This window comes from Roseivirga sp., from assembly GCF_965216855.1.
Lineage (GTDB): Bacteria > Bacteroidota > Bacteroidia > Cytophagales > Cyclobacteriaceae > Roseivirga.
The window spans coordinates 404,051-422,689 of the sequence record NZ_OZ244204.1; the positions used below are offsets into that span (position 1 = coordinate 404,051).

At 43.7% G+C, this 18,639-nt stretch carries 19 protein-coding genes; 5 read left to right on the forward strand and 14 right to left on the reverse strand.

The annotated features are described in order from the left end of the window. Positions 1-35: 35 nt before the first annotated feature. From ACOOEY_RS01760 to ACOOEY_RS01800, 9 genes are all read right to left on the reverse strand, one after another. Entirely contained in the window at positions 36-962 is a 927-nt protein-coding gene (locus tag ACOOEY_RS01760; protein ID WP_420386949.1) for a homoserine kinase, read from the reverse strand. Between the two features lie 148 nt (positions 963-1,110). Further along, positions 1,111-3,543: a bifunctional aspartate kinase/homoserine dehydrogenase I gene (thrA, locus tag ACOOEY_RS01765; RefSeq protein WP_420386950.1), complete on the reverse strand. Its 2,433-nt coding sequence runs from the start codon at positions 3,541-3,543 to the stop codon at positions 1,111-1,113. Between the two features lie 237 nt (positions 3,544-3,780). Then, positions 3,781-5,043, reverse strand: a complete 1,263-nt coding sequence (gene ilvA, locus ACOOEY_RS01770) for a threonine ammonia-lyase (protein WP_420386951.1) — start codon at positions 5,041-5,043, stop codon at positions 3,781-3,783. 131 nt (positions 5,044-5,174) lie between these two features. Next, positions 5,175-6,248, reverse strand: a complete 1,074-nt coding sequence (gene ilvC, locus ACOOEY_RS01775; protein ID WP_420386952.1) for a ketol-acid reductoisomerase — start codon at positions 6,246-6,248, stop codon at positions 5,175-5,177. A 22-nt stretch (positions 6,249-6,270) separates the two neighbouring features. After that, positions 6,271-6,825: an acetolactate synthase small subunit gene (gene ilvN / locus ACOOEY_RS01780; protein ID WP_420386953.1), complete on the reverse strand. Its 555-nt coding sequence runs from the start codon at positions 6,823-6,825 to the stop codon at positions 6,271-6,273. A 1-nt stretch (position 6,826) separates the two neighbouring features. Then, positions 6,827-8,548, reverse strand: coding sequence for a biosynthetic-type acetolactate synthase large subunit (gene ilvB, locus ACOOEY_RS01785; RefSeq protein WP_420386954.1), 1,722 nt, complete (start codon positions 8,546-8,548; stop codon positions 6,827-6,829). A gap of 5 nt (positions 8,549-8,553) precedes the next feature. After that, positions 8,554-10,227, reverse strand: coding sequence for a dihydroxy-acid dehydratase (ilvD, locus tag ACOOEY_RS01790; RefSeq protein ID WP_420386955.1), 1,674 nt, complete (start codon positions 10,225-10,227; stop codon positions 8,554-8,556). Continuing rightward, positions 10,228-11,118, reverse strand: a complete 891-nt coding sequence (locus tag ACOOEY_RS01795; RefSeq protein WP_420386956.1) for a branched-chain amino acid transaminase — start codon at positions 11,116-11,118, stop codon at positions 10,228-10,230. A gap of 220 nt (positions 11,119-11,338) precedes the next feature. Beyond that, positions 11,339-11,554 (reverse strand): hypothetical protein, encoded by a 216-nt coding sequence (locus ACOOEY_RS01800; RefSeq protein ID WP_420386957.1) that lies wholly within the window; start codon positions 11,552-11,554, stop codon positions 11,339-11,341. A gap of 691 nt (positions 11,555-12,245) precedes the next feature. Between ACOOEY_RS01800 and ACOOEY_RS01805 the strand changes: the two genes are divergently transcribed. The 3 genes from ACOOEY_RS01805 to ACOOEY_RS01815 are packed head-to-tail and all read left to right on the forward strand — an operon-like array spanning position 12,246 to position 12,988. Beyond that, complete coding sequence (locus tag ACOOEY_RS01805) at positions 12,246-12,389, forward strand: hypothetical protein (protein WP_420386958.1); 144 nt, start codon at positions 12,246-12,248, stop codon at positions 12,387-12,389. Positions 12,390-12,428: 39 nt separating this feature from the next. After that, positions 12,429-12,668, forward strand: a complete 240-nt coding sequence (locus ACOOEY_RS01810) for an AbrB/MazE/SpoVT family DNA-binding domain-containing protein (protein WP_420386959.1) — start codon at positions 12,429-12,431, stop codon at positions 12,666-12,668. Then, positions 12,665-12,988 (forward strand): type II toxin-antitoxin system PemK/MazF family toxin, encoded by a 324-nt coding sequence (locus ACOOEY_RS01815; RefSeq protein WP_420386960.1) that lies wholly within the window; start codon positions 12,665-12,667, stop codon positions 12,986-12,988. The genes ACOOEY_RS01810 and ACOOEY_RS01815 overlap by 4 nt, the downstream gene beginning before the upstream one ends. On the opposite strand, the gene ACOOEY_RS01820 is transcribed toward ACOOEY_RS01815, so the two are convergent. From ACOOEY_RS01820 to ACOOEY_RS01840, 5 genes are all read right to left on the reverse strand, one after another. Next, positions 12,989-13,453 (reverse strand): histidine triad nucleotide-binding protein, encoded by a 465-nt coding sequence (locus ACOOEY_RS01820; RefSeq protein WP_420386961.1) that lies wholly within the window; start codon positions 13,451-13,453, stop codon positions 12,989-12,991. Positions 13,454-13,521: 68 nt separating this feature from the next. Next, positions 13,522-13,893 carry a VOC family protein gene (locus tag ACOOEY_RS01825; protein ID WP_420386962.1) on the reverse strand — a complete coding sequence of 124 codons (372 nt, stop codon included), beginning with the start codon at positions 13,891-13,893 and terminating at the stop codon, positions 13,522-13,524. A gap of 99 nt (positions 13,894-13,992) precedes the next feature. Next, positions 13,993-14,925, reverse strand: coding sequence for a hypothetical protein (locus ACOOEY_RS01830; protein WP_420386963.1), 933 nt, complete (start codon positions 14,923-14,925; stop codon positions 13,993-13,995). After that, on the reverse strand, positions 14,925-15,284 hold the full coding sequence (locus ACOOEY_RS01835; protein WP_420386964.1) for a hypothetical protein: 360 nt from the start codon (positions 15,282-15,284) through the stop codon (positions 14,925-14,927). Before ACOOEY_RS01835 ends, ACOOEY_RS01830 begins: the two co-directional genes overlap by 1 nt. Before the next feature lie 163 nt (positions 15,285-15,447). Next, on the reverse strand, positions 15,448-16,572 hold the full coding sequence (locus ACOOEY_RS01840) for a helix-turn-helix domain-containing protein (RefSeq protein ID WP_420386965.1): 1,125 nt from the start codon (positions 16,570-16,572) through the stop codon (positions 15,448-15,450). Between the two features lie 126 nt (positions 16,573-16,698). On the opposite strand from ACOOEY_RS01840, the gene ACOOEY_RS01845 reads away from it, so the two are divergent. Next, complete coding sequence (locus ACOOEY_RS01845) at positions 16,699-17,181, forward strand: hypothetical protein (RefSeq protein WP_420386966.1); 483 nt, start codon at positions 16,699-16,701, stop codon at positions 17,179-17,181. Positions 17,182-17,562: 381 nt separating this feature from the next. Continuing rightward, on the forward strand, positions 17,563-18,594 hold the full coding sequence (locus ACOOEY_RS01850) for a DUF4421 family protein (RefSeq protein WP_420386967.1): 1,032 nt from the start codon (positions 17,563-17,565) through the stop codon (positions 18,592-18,594). The last annotated feature ends 45 nt before the right edge of the window (positions 18,595-18,639 follow it).

Below are 18,639 nucleotides of genomic sequence, written 5' to 3' on the forward strand. Positions count from 1 at the left end.
TCAAAATTGAATAATCGTGATATGGACAGTCCAGCTCAGTTTAAAACCTCTACACCTCTCCCATTGATACCAGACTCATGGAAACGACAGGCGATACCCTTCGTCTGATATAAGCCTTTAATCTCCTCTTTCAAAACAGTCAAGTCATTATCAACCTGAAAGAAAGCAAACATTGCCGGCCCTGAGCCACTGATATTAAAGCCCACGGCTTCATGTTGATGACACAGCTTCTCGACTGCATCATAATTTGGTATCAGCTTCTTTCGATAGGGTTGAGCTAATTCATCATGCAATGACTCTCGGATCATTCGGTAATTAGCAGTTACCAATCCGTTGATCAGACCCGCCATATTAGCCGACTGCTTAATGGCCTGATTCATACTCACCTCTCTGGGCAGTATTCCTCTTGCATCTGCAGTTTGAATAGGTACATCAGGAAAAATAATCAGTACCTTCAACGCTTTTGGATAGGCTATTTGAAACCCTTTAAAAGGATCGCAACTTCTAACCGCTACAAAACCACCTAACATGCAAGGAGCCACATTATCCGCATGTCGGTTACCGGACGCCAACATTTCACCATCAAGCGCATAGGTAATTAGCTCTTCTCTGGAATAACCTGCTTCCAGTAACTCATTAGCCGCAAATACAGCCCCTACTGCGCTTGAAGCTGAAGAACCCAAACCGCTTCCTGGTGTAAAATTTTTCTCAATTCTGATCAGGAATCCGCCATCATACCCAACGGCATTGCAAAATGATCTCAGGGCCACTGTGGCTACATTCTTCTCAGGGTCTTCCGGAAGTTCAACTCCTACCGGATCTATAATATAAGCCGCTCCGTCTCGCCTGCTAAGGGTAATGGTATCACCCATTCCTTCCAGAGCAAAGCCGAGAATATCGAAACCCGGGCCAACATTAGAGACTGAGGCCGGAGCAAATATGGTTATTGAGTCTTTAGTCATTCTTCCATTTCTGGGTTAGGCGTCATTGCAAAGAGCAGACTTCGCGCTAGCAGGAGATTGCTTCGTCATGAAACCTTGTTATCACGGGTTTCATTCCTCGCAATGACAGTTACGAAAGCATCTCCTGATTTCCGACTCTGATTCCTGCCTACTGATTAGCAATTCGCAATACATCTGCAAAAATACCGGAAGCTGTGACTTCTGCACCAGCTCCAGCACCTTTTACGACCAATGGCTGCTCTGTGTACCGGTCAGTGTAAAACAGCACGATGTTATCCTTTCCTTCTAAATAGTAGAAAGGATGACTTTTCCGGACCTTCTCCAGTCCTACCTGAGCCACTCCATCTTTGAAACTGGCTACCACACGAAGTTGAGCACTCTCTGACTGAGCATCTTTATAAATGGCTTTAAAGTGGTCTTCATTTTCATCCAGTAACTGATAGAATTCATCCAGATTACCGGCTTTCTCACAGGCTTCTGGTAAGAATGAAACCTGCTCTATCTGATCCATTTCCCATTTTCTACCGCTTTCACGAATGAGGATCAATAGCTTACGCATCACATCTACACCGGAAAGATCTAAGCGCGGGTCAGGTTCGGTCAACCCCAGGGCTTTGGCATCCTTTACTACGGATGAGAATGGTTTTGAACCGTCATAGTTATTGAAAAGGTAATTCAGTGTACCACTCAATACGGCCTGAATAGCATGAATCCTGTCTCCTGATTTGAAAAGCTCATTCATGGTTGAAATGACGGGAAGACCTGCCGCCACATTGGTTTCAAAAAGGAACTGACTGCCGTACTTCTTGGTAGCCCGTTTCAAAGCGAGATACTGATCCATAGAGCGTGTAGCCGCTATTTTATTAGGGGTCACGACTGAAACGCTTTCTTCCAATAATGACAAATAAGTCGATGCAATGTCCTCAGAAGCCGTGATATCAATAAATACACTATTCCTCAAGTTCAGGGTATGCATTCGATCGATAAACCCTGAAATATCACAGGCTTCTGCTGAACCAAGTTTTTCTTCCCAATGATCCAGGTCAATACCTTCTTCATTGAAGTAGGCCTTTCTGGAATTAGCTACTGCCACTACCTGAATATCTACCCGAAACTCTTTAATGAGCATAGCCTGCTGCTTCTGAATCTGGTTAAGGAAGGCATTTCCTACATTACCCACTCCGACAATGAACAGATTGATCTTCTTGGATTCTGAAAGGAAGAAGCTCTCATGCAGCGTATTTAAGGCCTTTTTCAAATCTTCCTTGGCAATGATGGCTGTAATATTCCTTTCCGAAGAGCCTTGGGCAATGGCCTTAACACTGACACCATTTCTACCCAGTGTATTGAACATTTTCCCTGAAACTCCTACCTGATTTTTCATGTGCGAGCCTACCAAAGCAATTACACTCAGATCTTCTTCTATGATTGTCTCATCAATCTTCTTTAAAGAGATTTCAGCTTCAAATTCCTGATTAATAGCTTCTGCAGCCAGCTGTGCATCGGCTTTTGAAATGCCCACACAAATGGAATGCTCGGAAGATGCCTGAGTAATCATGATAACATTGATACCGGCTTCGCTTAGGGCTTTGAACAACCTGAAGGAAAAGCTGGGCACTCCCACCATACTGGCTCCCGTTAGGTTAACCAGCGCAATGTCCTGAATACTTGAAATCCCACAGATAGCCTTTTTTTCATCATCCCATTCTTTGGTTACCAGTGTAGCAGGTCCATCCGCATCAAAAGTATTCTTCACCCAGATTGGAATCTCAGCGTCTAAAGCCGGCTGAATACTCGGTGGATACAGTACCTTGGCTCCAAAATGAGACAACTCTAATGCCTCTTCATAAGAAACATGTTCCAGTAAATGGGCTGACGGCACTAAGCGTGGATCAGCTGTCATCAGCCCATTCACATCAGTCCATATCTGCAATTCACTGGCGCCAAGCACATTAGCCAGTACAGCGGCTGTGTAATCAGATCCTCCTCTTCCGAGTGTAGAAGTTTCATGGTCACTAGTAGAAGCAATAAAGCCTGGGAAAACGCTAATAGCTGCTAATTCCGGCTTAAGCGAATTCAAAGCAGATTTAGTGGATTGCCATAGTACATTGGCTGCTCCGAATTTCTTATCGGTAATCAGGTATTGGCGGCTGTCGTATAAAGCGGCATCAAGCCCCTCTTTCTTCAGGTATTCACTGATCATAAAGCTGGATAGTCGTTCTCCGCATGATTGAATGTAATCACTGGTTCTGGGAGTCAATTCTTTCAGCAAATACACTCCCCGACAGATTTCTGTGAGTCGGGAAAACAACTTAGATATTTCAAAGCAGTCAGACTGGCCGGTCAACTCACGGTATGTCTGGCAATGCTTCTCCTCCAATGCCTCCAGTCCTTTTTCGTAGTCTGCCTCTCTTTTAGAGGCTTGCTCAGAAATTGTAATCAATTGATTGGTAACACCGCTCATGGCTGATACCACCACAATCAATTGATCCTTATCCGATTCCTCTTTTAGAATCTCAGCAACCTTTTTAATTGCCTCCACACTTCCGACAGATGTTCCGCCAAACTTCAAAACCTTCATGGTTCCGCTGATTTATTTAATTCAAAAAAATTACTCACAATCCTGGCAATGCCTTCCCGGATCGTCATCCTGTCCCGATCAATCGGGATCAGAATGTTTTCCAAACTGACCCTGAAACAAGTTCAGGGTGATACTAAAATTTGAGCTGCCGATTATTTTGGTCTCTCACCAAAACTGGCCTTAAGCCATCATTAGTGCCTGCCTGTCGGCAGACAGGTCTTCACCAATGGTGATAAACTAAAGAATGAACCCGAAAAGATTGGGTTGTTCGTTGAGATATTCGGCCTGATAGTTTCTCGTTCGCATTCTTTCCAACAAAGGTTGAAAATCTTCCTGATTTCTGTGCTCAATGCCTATCAAAGCCGGACCCTTTTCCCTGGCCGTTTTTTTGGTGTATTCAAAATGAACGATATCGTCATTAGGTCCTAAGACTTCAATCAGGAACTCCTTTAAGGCTCCTGCTCTCTGAGGAAAGCGAACGATGAAATAATGTTTGAGACCTTCGTAAAGCAGAGCACGTTCACGAATTTCTTCTGTGCGGGAAATGTCATTATTGCTCCCGGAAAGCACACAGACCACATTTTTTCCTTGAATATCATCTTGAAACAGCTCCAGGGCAGCCACACTCAGGGCACCTGCCGGTTCAACAACAATGGCCTCACGGTTATAGAGAGCCAGCATGGTAGAACATATGAGTCCCTCGGGAACGGTAATTACCTGGTCCAGCTGATGGCTACAAATGGGCAACGTCTTCTTACCCACAGCCTGAACGGCTGCGCCATCGACAAACTTGTCTATCTGTTCCAGCACGAGGTTCTCTCCAGCTTCGATAGATTTGAGCATAGCTGGTGCTCCCTCAGGCTCTACTCCGATGATCTTTGTCTTTGGACTCAATTGCTTAAAAACGGTTGACACGCCCGATGCCAAACCTCCTCCTCCTACGGGAAGGAAGAGGTAATCAATGGGCTCCTGAATATCCCTGAGAATTTCCAGGCCAACAGTCCCTTGACCCTCTATGACAGCCTCATCATCGAAAGGATGGATAAATGTGCCTTTTCTCTTGAGAGCAAAGTCCACTGCAAGTTCATAGGCATCATCAAACGTATCTCCCATCAGAATTACTTCTACCCATTCTTTACCAAAGAACTTAACCTGATCTACCTTTTGCTTGGGCGTGGGTGAGGGCATGAAAATGGTTGCCTTAACTTTCAACATTCTGCATGAATAAGCCACCCCTTGAGCATGGTTACCCGCACTGGCGCAAACTACCGCATTACTTACTTCATGCTCAGCTAACTGACTAATTCGATTATGAGCACCACGAATCTTGTAGGACCTTACCACTTGCAAGTCTTCTCTCTTAAATTGGATATTGGCTCTGTAGCGTTCTGAAAAAGACAGGTTCGGACTCAAGGGTGTCCTTTGAATGACGCCTTTGAGTCTTTCTCCTGCCTTTTCTATATCGGCTATTTGCGGTATGTAAAAGGTAGTTGTTTGCATCTTTCAACTCTGGTTCAACCCCCTCTGGCTCCCCCTTAAAGGGGGAGATTTTTGGTGTCAGATTGAACCGTTGAAGTCTACTCTGGCACTGCAACTTTCCCCCTGTCAGGGGAAATATAAGGGGGTATTTTCTACACTAGTTCTTCTTTCTTTACTGCGGGAGCATTTTCAGGGCGCAGTGCTCTTACAGCTTTACCTGCTCGCCACATCTCAGAGTTATGCAACTCATCGAGTTCTTCCTGAAGTCTCTCTCTATAATCGGCTTGTGAATTAGAATCAATTGATTTCTGAGCCTCAATTCCGGCCTTTACAGAAGCATAAAGCTTTTCAAAAACAGGTTTGGTGGCTTCGTAGAAAGGATCTTTCCAATCCAGTGCCCCACGTTGAGCAGTCGTAGAACAGTTGGCATACATCCAGTCCATTCCATTTTCTGCGATCAATGGATATAGTGATTGAGTGGCCTCTTCTACTGTTTCGTTAAAGGCTTCTGAAGGTGAGTGACCATTGGCTCGTAGTACTTCGTACTGAGCCTGGAACAAACCTTGAATCGCTCCCATCAATGTTCCTCTTTCTCCTGTCAAATCAGAAGTCACTTCTTTGATGAAAGTAGTTTCGAACAGGTACCCTGAACCCACTCCAATACCCAGCGCAATGATTCTGTCTTTGGCTTTGCCTGTTGCATCCTGATGAACAGCGAAAGATGAATTCAGTCCTTTGCCTTCTACAAAAAGCCTTCTCAAGCTGGTTCCTGATCCTTTAGGAGCCACCAGCGCTACATCTACATCGGCTGGAGGAATAATTCCTGTTTTGTCTGAATAGGCTACGCCAAAACCATGTGAGAAATAAAGCATCTTACCTGGGGTCAGGTGCTTCTCAACTGTTGGCCATAACTGAATTTGTGCAGCATCAGATAACAGGTAGCAAATAATCGTACCTCTCTCCAAAGCTTCTTCAATCGAGAACAGGTTCACACCCGGCTCCCAACCATCTTCTACCGCCCTGTCCCAGGACTTTGATGGTTGTCTTTGTCCGACAATTACATTGATGCCATTGTCTCTTAAATTAAGTGATTGTCCGGGTCCCTGTACTCCATAGCCAATGATGGCTACAGTTTCTCCGTTGAGCACATCCTGTGCTTTTGCTAATGGGAATTCGTCTCTGGTGACTACGTTTTCTTCAACGCCTCCAAAATTGATTAATGCCATTGTATTAAAATTTAAATGATTTTCAGTTTAATGATTGTTTATGATCGTCCTGCCTGGCTTCATTCACCATCTTCTGCAGGTCTTTAATTTCTTCATTGGGTTTGATCAGCGACACCCTTCCGGACTTGACGTAATCGATCAGGCCATAAGGTTTTAAAAACTCCAGCAAATCATCATTCTCAGCCTTATGGCCTGTTTTTTCGATGATCATGAAGTCCTGTTCAACAGAAAGGATTCTGGCGTTCTTGTCGCGAATTAACCTTTCTACCAGATTGTGTTGTGCGGCCTGTTCAACAGATACCTTGAAAAGGGTGATCTCCTGAAATACCGTCTCTTCATCTGTATGATATACCGCCTTAATGACTTCAACCTGTTTTTCAAGCTGAAGCACCAGCTTCTGCACCATCTCCTCAGTTGTGTTCAACACGATGGTGAAGCGATGAATGCCTGGAATCTGCGATTCTGAAGCATTCAGACTTTCTATATTCAAATGCCTGCGCGTGAAAACCGAGGTAATCCGATTCAGTAATCCGATATGGTTTTCAGTGAAGGCTGTTATGGTAAAATCCTTATTCATGCTATGATAGTCTTACATCTGATACTGAAGCTCCGGTAGGTACCATGGGGAATACATTGTCTTCTTTTCCCACATGCACTTCAAGCAGGAAGCTTCCTTTGTGATTTAACATTTCTGCTACAGCAGACTTCAGGTCTTTCCTCTGATCAATCGACCTGCCTTTGATACCATAGCCATCAGCTATCTTGACAAAATCCGGGTTGACGAGCTCTGTCGAGCTATATCGCTTATCGAAGAAGAGCTGTTGCCACTGTCGAACCATGCCCAGGAAGCTGTTATTCAACACTACAATCTTTACAGCCGCCTGGGTCTGGAAAATGGTACCCAATTCCTGCAACGTCATCTGGAAACCACCATCACCAATCACCGCCACCACTTCTCTGTCGGGTGCACCTAACTTGGCTCCTAAGGCAGCCGGAAGGCAGAAGCCCATTGTTCCCAATCCACCAGAAGTAATGTTACTTTTAGATTGTTTGAACTGGGTATATCGACAGGCCACCATCTGATGCTGGCCTACATCGGTGACCAGTATGGCTTCTCCCCTGGTCAGATAATTAATTTCTTTGATCACCTCTCCCATGGTCATTTGACCTGATTGAGGGCTTAATTCAGCATTGATGACTTCTTCCTTTTCTGTCCGGTCATGGGCTCTGAATCGCTCTAACCAGGAAGAATGACTCTTTCTCTTCACCTCTTGAGTGAGTTGTCTTAAGCTTTCCTTACAGTCACCCAACACCGGAATATCGACTTTCACATTTTTATTGATTTCTGAAGGGTCTATATCCAGGTGGATTACCTTAGCCTGCCTGGCATAATGTGCCAGGTTACCGGTTACCCGGTCATCGAAGCGCATGCCAATGGCAATCAGCACATCACATTCATTGGTTAGTTTGTTGGGACCATAGTTACCGTGCATTCCCAGCATACCCACATTCAGTGGATGATCTGTTGGTAGTGCTGAAAGCCCCAATAAGGTCCAGGCTGCCGGAATTCCCGACTTTTCTATGAATGCCTTGAATTCTTCTTCGGCCTGCCCTAAAATCACTCCCTGACCAAAAAGCACGAATGGTCTTTCAGCCTGATTGATCAACTCAGCTGCTGCACTCACTGACTCAGGTTGGAGCACAGGCACCGGCTGATAGCTGCGAACCACTTCACATTTCTTATAGTCGAAATCCAGTTGGTTGAATTGAGCATCTTTGGTAATATCGATCAAAACAGGACCTGGCCTTCCGCTCTTAGCGATATAGAAGGCTTTAGCCAAAGCTTCTGGTATATCTTCTGCACGAGTCACCTGATAATTCCACTTGGTGCAGGGCATGGAGATACTGATGATGTCTGTCTCCTGAAAAGCATCGGAACCCAGCAGATTAGAACCTACCTGACCTGTAATGCAAACCAAAGGGGTTGAATCGATCATGGCATCAGCAATTCCAGTGATCAGATTGGTAGCACCCGGGCCTGAAGTAGCCATGACCATCCCTACATTTCCGGTAGCTCTGGCATAACCCTGAGCCGCATGAATAGCGCCTTGCTCATGTCTGGTTAATACATGATGAATCTCTTCCTGATAATGATAGAGGGCATCATAAACGGGCATAATTGCGCCTCCGGGGTAACCAAAGACCAGGTCGACACCTTCTGCCACGAGCGATCGCAGTACGGCATCAGCTCCTGAGGTTTTTACTTTTTCACTTACGGATTGAGTAATTACGGCTTCCATATCTTTTAATTATCGGTTACACAGCCCTGAGAGGCCGAGCTTACTGTTTTTGCATATTTGTAAAGGGCACCTCTTTTAACCTTGAGTTCGGGTGCTGTCCAGTTCTTTCTTCTGGTAGCCAGTTCATCGGCAGAGACCATCAGGCTGATCTCATTCCTGGTGGCATCAATGACGATCTTATCACCATTCTCCACCAGAGCTAAAGTGCCTCCTACCTGAGCTTCGGGGGTTACATGGCCCACCACAAAACCGTGGCTTCCTCCTGAGAATCGGCCGTCTGTGATCATGGCTACTGTTTTACCCAACCCTGCTCCCATAATGGCAGATGTTGGTTTGAGCATCTCAGGCATCCCCGGTCCTCCTTTAGGACCTTCATAGCGGATGACCACCACGTGACCATCTTTCACAGCACCACTACCAATTCCTTCGATGGCTGAAAATTCATCATCGAAGACAATAGCTTCACCTTCGAACCTTTCTCCTTCTTTACCTGTGATCTTAGCCACTGCTCCTTCTTCAGCCAGATTACCAAATAGCATTTGCAGGTGACCCGTGGCCTTAACCGGAGCATCTTTGGGTTTGAGAATTCCTTTTGAGTTATCCAGATCAGGCACATCAGCGAGGTTTTCTGCGATGGTTTTTCCCGTCACGGTCATGCAGTCACCATGCAGCATACCTTCACTCAACATCCATTTCATGACTGCCGGAACGCCACCTGCCTCGTGTAGATCTTCCATCAGGTACTTTCCACTTGGCTTTAAATCGGCCAGGAAAGGGGTGCAATCTGACAGGCGCTGAAAGTCTTTCAGTGTGAGATCGATATCGATACTGTTGGCAATAGCAATGAGATGCATGACGGCATTGGTTGACCCTCCCAATACGGTGATCAGTCGGATGGCATTTTCAAATGACTCCTTGGTCATAATGTCTCTTGGCTTCAGATCGAGCTCCAGTACATTTCTAATAGCCTTTCCGATGTTGGCGCACTCCGCTGTTTTATCGGCACTAATGGCCGGGTTAGATGCACTATAGGGCAGTGACATGCCCAGGGCCTCAATGGCCGAAGACATAGTATTGGCGGTATACATACCTCCACAAGCTCCTGCTCCAGGGCATGAATTCTTGATGATGCCTTTATAATCTTCATCAGAAATGGTTCCGGCAAACTTCTGCCCCAGCGCTTCAAATGAGGAAACAATATTGAGTTTCTGGTTCTTAAAACAGCCCGAAGCAATAGTACCTCCATAGAGCATAATACCTGGGCGATTTAACCGACCCATGGCCATTACCGCAGCGGGCATATTTTTGTCACAACCCACTACGGTAATGAGTGCGTCATAATAATGCGCTCCTGCTACGGCCTCTATTGAATCGGCTATAATCTCTCTGGAAACCAGCGAGTAACGCATACCTTCTGTTCCATTGGAAATACCATCACTCACACCAATGGTATGATAAATCAGTCCCACGAGATCCTCCTTCCACACACTGGCCTTTACCTGATCGGCCAACGCATTGAGGTGCATGTTACAGGTATTGCCATCGTATCCGGTACTGACTATCCCTACCTGGGCCTTCGCCATATCTTCCTCCGTAAGGCCAATACCATAGAGCATGGCCTGAGAGGCGGGCTGCGAAGGGTCCTGGGTAAGTCGTTTACTATATTTATTGAGTTCCATTTAAGCTTTTATCAATGTTTTAGGTGATTTTTTTCTAACCAGTTGCTGATAAGCCTGTGCTATTCGATATCCAATCGTCTCTTTCCATGCCAGGCGAAAAGGGTTACCATCGAGGAATTCTATTCCGGCAATTTCAGCGGCAGTCCCCGTGAAGAAGGCGCCATCGGCTCCCTTCACCATTTGAGGTGAGAAATAGGCTTCGTTTACCTTTACCCCCATTTCTTCTGCCAATTCAAAAACAGTAGCCCTTGTAATACCGGGAAGAATATTGCCTAATGGCGGAGTAAAAAGCTCTCCATCTTTCTCGAAGAAGAAGTTGGCTCCACTGCCCTCTGCAACACTTCCGTTTTCATCCAGTAGTAATGCCTCATCAAAGCCTTTGCTTTTGGCTTCAGTGGTTGCCAGGATTGAATTAGTGTAATGCCCGGTTACCTTGGCTGAAACCGGTACGGCTCTGGGATTAGGTCTTTCATAGGAAGACACCATAACGTTCAACAGATTATCTCCCAGATATCTACCCCATTCCCAGGCACAGATAAACAAATGGCTTTCATTTACCTTTTGCAGTGACATGTTTTCCCCGAGATACAATAGAGGACGGATGTAGGCATCCTGCAGCTTATTGCGTTCCAGCAACTCATATGTCCAGTCGACCAATTGATTGACGGTGTAGTCACAAGGCATGTGCATTTTCTGAGCTGAATCCAGAAGTCGCTCGTAGTGAGCTTCTGCCTTAAAGACCGAGGTGCCTTCAGTGGTTGCATAGGCGCGAATGCCTTCAAAGACTCCGCTTCCATAATGCATGGATTGGCTATACAAACTGGCATTAGCCTCTGCGGCCTTCATCCATTGGCCGTCTAAAAAAATCGTTGTTTGGTCGTTGTAATACATGATTCTACATTTTGAAATTATTGGTTTGAACTGCGGATGGCAGCCCCAAATTCATTTTCACTACAGTTTTATATTTGATTCATTTTTTATTTATCTACCTGTCAATCAATTGATTGACTCTTTTTTATTACAGTTTTAAGTCTTGAAAGAAGCCCCCATCCCAACCTTCCCCCACAGGGGAAGGCTTTACAGTCTGCTAGTTTTGGCTTCCACTCTCTTATCACTGAACTTTGTGTAAGCCCTCCCTGTAGTCCCTCCAGAGGGACACATTCGTGACCGATAGTTTTGAACCTGTCTCGGCCAAAGAATTTTTAGCTGCCATCTTTTGAACTTCATCAGTCCATCCGACAAATGCTGTAAAGTCACCTTTAGGTGATTTATGGGTTGCACCATTCATCTCAGTACCGTCACCCTGAACATGTTTCAGGGTCTTCATAATTGGATACCCTGAAATGAATTCAGGATGACCCAAACAAAAAGGCCCTTCCCACGGAGTGAGAAAGGCCTTCTATTGTGCATACAGAATCACTCCCTCACCCCGATGGGCCGGTAATAATGACTACTGTAATGACTGTATTTCTAAGTTTCATATGTTAAGTTCAATGTTCCCTTACCACGTCATTCAGAGCGAATCCCGATAGTAATCGGGAGAAGCGAAGAATCTCCATGAGTGTTGTTCTGAGATGGGGATTCTTCGGTCGTACATTTCTGATTATCATCGAAATGTCTTCCCTCTGAATGACGGGCCGGAAATAAAAAAAGCCTTCCGTTTCGGGAAGGCTTCTCTGTTTATATTTTGAACAATATCCTCCCCTTATTGCGGTGTGACCACAATGGTAATAATGGTTTGGATAATGTTTACTTGTTTCATCTGGCTCAAAGGTGAAGGGTTTATTTTTTGGATCAAAGGGAAATTTGAAGAAATTAGAATCAACATTATAGATTCACTTATTTTCATGAGAAGTTACTTTGAAACCATACCTGTCAAAATTGATTTACGAAAATTCAAAAACCATAAGCCGGAATATTCAGAATTAGTAGTAGGAGAGAATTATTACATTTGTTTCCAAGGGAAAAAGGCACACCCATGTAGACTCATCTCTGTTGATCATCTAAATCAGAATTACTTGGACGTTAGAATTCAGTTAAGAGGAAGGTTCAAGCAGGCCAATCCTGAAGGACAACTACATTTTGTGAGAACTTTTGAAATTGGCTCGACTCCTGAAGAAGCCGTTCTAAACAGGGTTTTAAAAGATTCTATACTTGATTAAAAAGTAAGCACATTGTAATTACATTTTGTATCTTCGATCATGGAACTCCCGATAATTAAAATAGGCAACTCTAAGGGGCTACGGTTGTCAAAAACCCTTCTGGAGAAATATCAAATTGAAGATAAAGTAGAACTGATTATGGAAGAAGAAGTACTGATCATTAGGCCCATTAAAAAAGTAAGATCCGGATGGGAACAAGCTTTCCAACAAATGCATGAAGCAGGAGACGATCATTTGTTAATCGATGATGTATTTGAGGATGAAAGCTTTGAAGAATGATCATTAACCAGTATCGCCTTGTACTCGTCAATCTTGACCCGACCATTGGAAGTGAAATTAAGAAGACCAGACCCTGCCTGGTTATTTCTCCTGATGAAATGAATCATCACCTCCGAACAGTGATAATTGCTCCTTTAACATCAACCCATAAATTATATCCCACCCGGGTATCGATTCGGTTCAACGATAAAGAAAGCTGGGTGGCTATAGATCAAATCAGAACCATCGACAAAAAGAGAATTATCCATGAACTCGGCTCAATAAGCCCTTCTGAAGTCAAAGCAATAAAAAAGATTATAAAAGAAGCTTTTGTAGACTAATCAATTCTTCCCCTCCATAATCTTCTGATCTACCATCGGGCCGGTTTTAGCCCCTCCCAAGAGATGCAAATGCAGGTGGAAAACTGACTGTCCTGAGTCTTCATTGGTGTTGATCGCAAGCCTGTACCCTGTTTCTGCAATGCCATATTCTTTGGCCAGGTTCTTAGCCACCAGAAACATCTTCCCTACAAGTAGTGCATCTTCCTCTGTCATATCATTTATGGTGGCAATGCGTTTTTTCGGGACCACTAGAAAATGAACAGGAGTCTGCCTGCGCAAGGGAACAAAGGCGATGATCTCCTCATCTTTATAAACTACCTCTGCCGGTAATTCTCCATCCCATATCTTCTCAAATGGTGATTTCTGAGACAGTTTTTCTGCCTTCTTTTCCTGGTATTCTTGAGACTGAGAAAAAGCGCTGACGGAGATCAGCATAAACACGGATAAGGCAAGGACTCTTTGCATGGTTGAATAGTTAATGTTTCACTCAACGAGCATTCGGGTCTGAGGTTGCTAGTTGAGACTAATCAAGTCTAGTGCGTTGAGTACAGACCTACCCGATTACCCTCTGTATCATCAAATATGGCATAATAGCCCATACCCGGTCCCAAGGGTGTTTTATGGTGAAAGAGAGTCCCTCCGGCTTCCTCTATCCTATTGAGCCAGGGGTTAAGGTCTTCGCCAGCATGTAAATACACCATGGTACCATGCTTTGAGGGCTCCAACCCTTCGGCCTGAATCAGGCTGCCCCCTATACCATCTTTCTGATCAAAGCGGAAACTGGCGATTTTATATCCGCCAAATTCCATACACTGTAAATCATAGCCCATTACATGACTGTAAAACTGGACGGCTCTGTCAAAGTCTGATACCGGAATCTGGAAGTTTTGAATAGCATTTTTCATCTTATATTGTCTTAGCTTTCGAAGCCGCCAACCTTTAAAATGGCTGGCAGCCTTAACAGTGAGTATATTTTCTGGCAGTCTTGATGGATGTTTTAATCCCTATTTAAAATGCAGATCATTCTGCTCAAAGAGCTCCTCGAATTCGTCCATATCTTCCAGCAAGGTTCTGTAAACCCATCGGTAGTATTGAGTGGTCATCCACTGCATATGATCCAAAGCTGCTTCCCTTCCAATGACCTGCGATAAGGTATGAAACTCTAAGTAACAGATACCTAAATGGAGAAAAGTGCTTTGTTCAGACCCTGCTCCTTCGGGTAAGTCGGCAGGTACATTGGGGTACTTCTTAAGCATTACTTCTCCGGCCTTCATAAATTGCTTCTCTTTGGTGAGGCTATACCAGTGCATTTGTTCATGGAGAAATGTGGCCAATAACCTGGTCTCTGTGTCGTCTCCGACTCCTAGAGTGAGTACAGGGTGACTATGAGGAATAGCTCCTTCCTGAATTTGTATCTTCTTAGTGAATACGTAGGGTTCCAGATCGTATTTTTGAACCAGTTGCTCCAGTCTTTGCTTAACAGCTTCTTCTCTTTCATTCCCTGAGAAAGTAGTGATCTCATAAGGAGCATCAGCTGCTGGCTTTTCAACGAAATTGATAGGGTTTGTGCTTGATCTGGCCAACCAGAAAGGTGAGTCTTCCAGGCCCTCTTTCTTTACCATACCTTTGATAGAATCGTTAGCCGTTACTGCAAAACAGTAGGCCGGGCCAGAACGAAAGCCAATCACAAAACGAATGGAATCCCCTTGCTGAACTACTTCAGTCAGGTTGAGTGGAATGGGAATCAGATCAGGCAACATCAGCAGTCCTGTTTTTTTCTCAAAGTCGAATTGTGCTTTGGCCTTTTGGTCTCCTACACTGGACATCTCAAAAATACCGTCCCAGGTTTCGGTGCCTTCTGTAAATGACTGCCCTCTGCAACTGCTTAAAGACGTAATCAGTAGAGCGATGATAATGCTGTTGAATAGGTTGTTCATTATTCTATAATTTCATAAGTGTTTGACAAAATATTGGTCCATTGGACCTTACCGGAGGTAATCAAATGACTGAGCTCATGCTGGAAACTGGTCCATACCTGAGAGCTTTTCATTTCCTGGTAATACTTCTCTTCCTTGAAGGACCAGAAGAGTACTACCTCACTGGCTGACTTGCAGCTCAGAATTTTAAAATCAATAAGACCTTTGAGCGTCCAGAATTTGTGTATCATTTCCTGCAGAAAATCATCGAGTATCTCCGACATACAATCGACCCGACACTGGATTCTCAACTGACTGAAATGACCTGACCATCGTGTTTTGAGGAGCATGGATTTCTCCTCTTCCAAAAAATGAGGCATATCGCAATTGTTGTTTCGACAAACCTAGAGGACGAGCAGAATGATTTTAGCGAAAAGACAATTCAGCAGGTACGACTTTTCAAAAAACCGTACGCATTGGCTGCATTTTGAGTAAATAATAGCCTGTTGCGGTTCATTTTCGACTAAACACTACCACCGAAAATCAATTGACTGAGCTGTTCTTTAAAAACGTTGAAGGAGTTTGTCCTTCAACTTTCTTGAAAGCGGTATTGAAAGATGACTTGCTTTTGAAGCCTGATTCCTGGGCCAAGCCGAAAATGGAAAGGTGTTTATTATTTTCATCCTGTGCCAGGCTAATAAAGTGCTTCACCCGATATTCATTAATCAGATCGAAGAATGACTGATTCAAAGCGGAGTTCAGCAGCTTGGTGAGTTGATGAGCTGGTAAGTTGAGCTTACTGGCTACATCGGCCTGTTTCAGGTCTGACCGTAGGAAAAGCTTCTCTTCTTCCAGCACCTTTTTCAATTGCACTATGGTCTTCTCCTTCTCCTTTTCATCCCCCAGACTTCCCTGATATTTCAGTTTAAACTCGGGATGCACTTGCTTATCGTCTGACAAAGCCTGATAGGCTATTACATAAATGAAGAAGGAGTAAATGAGGGTTAAGAGGAAGTTGGTTTGAAAAGAATAGTATTGAGTAACGGAGGCGTAAATAAACCCTGTACAAATGGCCACAGCCAAAACCACCAGAATCAGGTTCAATCGGGTAATCCACCTTCCCCTTGTTTCCATAGCAATGGTATAGGCATCATTACTTTGTTTAAGCTGCTTCACGGCCTGATGAGAAAGATAGAGGTAGGTAATAAAGTGGAGACTGTAAAAGGCAAATCTTCCCAATACCACGGGACTGGCTGGTAATCCATCCATGAGAAAGGCCTCTACCGCAGCCATTTCCGAGCTGAGTCCTGCAGGACGAGGCTGCATAATGAGTACACCCCAATTCAAAACATATCCCAACAAGTGAAGTAAATGTTTGGTCTTGAGTTTGAAATCAGGTTTAACAACAGCCAGGGTGTACAGAAAGAAAGCCGGACCGAGCAATAAAGTAGAGCCCCGTCCAACACCCGCCAACCAGGGAACATCGAGGTAAATTTTGGAAGCATACCAAAGATTACTCACAGTCATAAACAGCAGCACTGAGAGCATCAATATCAATAACCGGCTGGCCAGCTTATTCCTGGAAGGTCGATTAGCAAAGAAGACAATGAGAAAAACGCATTGTGAAGCTGAAGCTATGAGTAATATAGACCAGAGGTTAAAGACCATTGGCCAAAAATATAGAAAGGTTCAATATCAGGTACTCAGATTATCTATCAGACCTCAATCATTTATTAAATGAGTAATATTATATTATACTATCTTGTAAAAATTTAATTAACAGCATACCGTCTTATGTTAGACGACAGAACATACACTACCAATTTGAATCATCTTTTTAAATCTTTCAGTAAGGCGACACTTTGGGTAATATCCATTATCATCATAGCATCATTTCAGGCTGCCGGTATACTGATCATTACCAAGTATGTCAGAGAAGGGGATTTCGACTTTAATCTTGTCTATGAAAATGGCATTCTGTTATTCTTTTCTTACGGAGTGCTCTGTAGTGCCATTGTTAATAGAATTATTAACTCCAAAGAAATTAACAGGTATTGGCTGCTGGTTTTGGTACTCATACTACTCATTGTGAGCCTCATAGCTCATACTGTCTTCATCGAAATTTACTTTAGCGATTTAGAAAATGATCAATTCATGAATGCTAAGAAATTACAGAACCATGTTCTTTGGTTTACGTTGGCGTTTGTATGGATAGATAAAATTTATTACTATCATGCTATAGATAATAGCAATAAAGAAACTGTTCAGACCACATAAACCAATAAGTTATGAACTTCCTGATAATTACAATGTGGGCATTATTAGCACCTTTGGTTCTTATGACTTTTCTAGAAGTTCGTAAGTCCATGCTGAAAGATTCTAACAGAAAACCATCCGGTAAAAGGAATCAAAGCCAACCCATAGATCCCGTAGATTGGGTGACAACACACTCATAAAGCACTGAATTTAATCCTGGTAAAGGCTCTCAGACAAGAGCCTTTTTTTCTTTTCAATCATCATCAGAAATAGTAGATACAAGCTGTACTCAATGAAGCGATGAAGGTTTTGATTCCCTGGAAGTATATGTAACAAAAAGCATTCTATACGATAGAGTTTATACTGAAAAGTCTCATATTTCAGTAGTCAATTATTAGAATCTTGTCTCCCGCTGTAAACAGACGCTACCTCATTATTGCCTCGACTCTCTGTGTTTGTCTTTCACAGAGTTTATTCGCTCAACAAGACAGCCTCCAACAGATTCAACAGGAATACATCACCAAAATCAATAACTACTTCAATCTATCAGCCGACCTGGAGACTGATTTCGAAACCTTCGAATTAAAGGGTGATAATTTCAGGTATGACATACGTCCAAACTATAGTTTCATCAATAAGGTAGGTATAGATTACCGTGCGATCTCAGTTTTCTACTCCTTTACCCCTTCTCTGGCCGTAAATGAAGATGAGAACCTTAAGGGTAGCTCTACCACCAGCGGAATTGGCTTTTCCTGGAACACAGACAGGCTGATCAATCATGTAGGAACCAGCCGAACGGAAGGTTTCTATCTGGAGAATTCAGGCGACTATTTAAATGACTTTGTCAAAGGAGAAACTCCATACATTCAATTCCCAGAGCTCAGCATAAGATCATTTCGTGGATTCCATGCCATTAAGCTGAATCGTAATTTCTCCTACAGTGCCTTTAGTGCACAGATGGCCTTGCAAACCAAAAGTGCAGGTTCGTGGGCTCCGGGCATCTCCTACAATTTCTATAAGGTGGAAAACAATACACCTACCGGTCAGAGATCGAAGAATATTGAAGTGCTATTCAATATGCCATACTACCATACCTTCGTCCTGGACCGGAAGTGGTATATTAATCTGGCAGTCATTCCCGGCATCGGACTCACCCATTCCAGAATTAAGACACCTGTCAATAATCAGAATTTTATATCACATCAGAATTCACTCATTACCAGAGTAAGCGGACTCTTTGGCTTTGGGTATAACTCCCCCGGCTTCTTTGGAGGGGTTGAAGGTAAAATTCATCAGCGTTTTCAGAATCAGGCGAGCAATGCTGTAAAGGAAGAGATCAATGGATTTGCCTTTCGTTTGTTTGTAGGTTTTCACATTCTGGCACCCAAGAAAATCAACACACTTTATGACCGGGTAGAAAGTAAGTTCTTCTAAGTACAGCGCTGCTCCCTTACTTGGTTTAACTACCAACTGACTTTA

Coding starts and splice junctions, on each gene's coding strand:
- ilvD (WP_420386955.1), bottom strand. CDS start 10,227: ATGGAACTCAATAAATATAGTAAACGACTTACCCAGGACCCTTCGCAG.
- thrA (WP_420386950.1), bottom strand. CDS start 3,543: ATGAAGGTTTTGAAGTTTGGCGGAACATCTGTCGGAAGTGTGGAGGCA.
- ACOOEY_RS01815 (WP_420386960.1), top strand. CDS start 12,665: ATGATCATTAACCAGTATCGCCTTGTACTCGTCAATCTTGACCCGACC.
- ilvA (WP_420386951.1), bottom strand. CDS start 5,043: ATGCAAACAACTACCTTTTACATACCGCAAATAGCCGATATAGAAAAG.
- ilvC (WP_420386952.1), bottom strand. CDS start 6,248: ATGGCATTAATCAATTTTGGAGGCGTTGAAGAAAACGTAGTCACCAGA.
- ACOOEY_RS01835 (WP_420386964.1), bottom strand. CDS start 15,284: ATGCCTCATTTTTTGGAAGAGGAGAAATCCATGCTCCTCAAAACACGA.
- ACOOEY_RS01830 (WP_420386963.1), bottom strand. CDS start 14,925: ATGAACAACCTATTCAACAGCATTATCATCGCTCTACTGATTACGTCT.
- ACOOEY_RS01825 (WP_420386962.1), bottom strand. CDS start 13,893: ATGAAAAATGCTATTCAAAACTTCCAGATTCCGGTATCAGACTTTGAC.
- ACOOEY_RS01840 (WP_420386965.1), bottom strand. CDS start 16,572: ATGGTCTTTAACCTCTGGTCTATATTACTCATAGCTTCAGCTTCACAA.
- ACOOEY_RS01810 (WP_420386959.1), top strand. CDS start 12,429: ATGGAACTCCCGATAATTAAAATAGGCAACTCTAAGGGGCTACGGTTG.
- ACOOEY_RS01845 (WP_420386966.1), top strand. CDS start 16,699: ATGTTAGACGACAGAACATACACTACCAATTTGAATCATCTTTTTAAA.
- ilvN (WP_420386953.1), bottom strand. CDS start 6,825: ATGAATAAGGATTTTACCATAACAGCCTTCACTGAAAACCATATCGGA.
- ACOOEY_RS01760 (WP_420386949.1), bottom strand. CDS start 962: ATGACTAAAGACTCAATAACCATATTTGCTCCGGCCTCAGTCTCTAAT.
- ilvB (WP_420386954.1), bottom strand. CDS start 8,548: ATGGAAGCCGTAATTACTCAATCCGTAAGTGAAAAAGTAAAAACCTCA.
- ACOOEY_RS01795 (WP_420386956.1), bottom strand. CDS start 11,118: ATGTATTACAACGACCAAACAACGATTTTTTTAGACGGCCAATGGATG.
- ACOOEY_RS01820 (WP_420386961.1), bottom strand. CDS start 13,453: ATGCAAAGAGTCCTTGCCTTATCCGTGTTTATGCTGATCTCCGTCAGC.
- ACOOEY_RS01800 (WP_420386957.1), bottom strand. CDS start 11,554: ATGAAGACCCTGAAACATGTTCAGGGTGACGGTACTGAGATGAATGGT.